The sequence below is a fragment of the Neisseria sp. P0009.S007 genome (assembly GCF_051962515.1).
On the sequence record NZ_JBQCVF010000412.1, the window covers coordinates 1 to 1,217 of the forward strand.

At 55.5% G+C, this 1,217-nt stretch carries 2 protein-coding genes; both read left to right on the forward strand.

Features of this window, described 5'->3' with window-relative positions:
• The coding region (locus ACTHS3_RS13705) for an HvfB family MNIO-type RiPP peptide maturase (RefSeq protein ID WP_440368216.1) at nt 1-816 on the forward strand (816 nt) is incomplete at its 5' end.
• On the forward strand, nt 806-1,217 hold a 412-nt coding region (locus ACTHS3_RS13710), incomplete at its 3' end, for an HvfC/BufC family peptide modification chaperone (RefSeq protein ID WP_440368217.1). The genes ACTHS3_RS13705 and ACTHS3_RS13710, both read left to right, overlap by 11 nt.

Sequence of the window (1,217 nt, forward strand, 5' to 3'; positions counted from 1 at the left end):
CGCCGCGACTTGGCGGAAGACTTCCTCTCGCTTTCAGACGACAGCCCGATACGCTTTATCGAAGCCGCCCCCGAAAACTGGCTGAAAATGGGCGGCAGGGCGCGCAAACAGTTTGACCGCGTGGCAGAGCGGCTGCCGCTGGCGTTGCACGGATTATCCATGTCGCTGGGCGGACAGGCCCCGCTGGATACTGCCTTGATAGACGGAATCAAAGAAATGATGCGCCGCTACGATTGCACGTTTTTCTCCGACCATTTGAGCTACTGCCATGATGGCGGTCATCTCTACGACCTGTTGCCGCTGCCCTTCACTGAAGAGATGGTGCGGCATACCGCGCGGCGTATCCGCGAAGTGCAAGACCGGTTGGGCTGCCGTATTGCCGTGGAAAACACCTCCTACTATCTGCATTCTCCGCTTGCCGAGATGAACGAGGTTGAGTTCCTCAACGCCGTTGCCCGTGAAGCCGACTGCGGTATTCATTTGGATGTGAACAATATTTATGTCAACGCCGTCAACCACGGCCTGTTGTCGCCTGAAGCCTTTTTAGAAAATGTGGACGCAGAGCGCGTGTGCTATATCCATATTGCCGGACATGACGTGGAAACGCCCGAATTGTTGATTGATACCCACGGCGCCGCAGTATTGCCGACTGTTTGGGATTTGCTCGAACTCGCCTATGCCAAACTGCCGACGATTCCGCCCACCCTGCTGGAACGCGATTTCAATTTCCCGCCTTTTGCCGAACTCGAAGCTGAAGTCGCCAAAATCGCCGACTATCAAACGCGTGCCGGAAAGGAATACCGCCGTGCAGCCTGAAACCTCTGCCCAATACCAACACCGCTTTGCCCAAGCCATACGCGAAGGCAAAGCCGCAGACGGATTGCCGCAAGAGCGCCTGAACGTCTATATCCGCCTGATACGCAACAATATTCACAGCTTTATCGACCGCTGTTATACCGAAACGCTGCAATACTTTGACAGCGAAGAATGGGGCCGTCTGAAAGAAGGTTTCGTCCGCGACGCGCGCGCACAAACGCCCTATTTTCAAGAAATCCCCGGCGAGTTCCTCCGATATTGCCAAAGCCTGCCGCTTTCAGACGACCTCTTGGCATTGATGGACTTTGAACACACCCAGCTGCTTGCCGAAACCGCTCAAACCGACAGCCAAACAACCCATGCCGATTCAGACGATTTGGCCAACACCCTTTCTCCCGCCG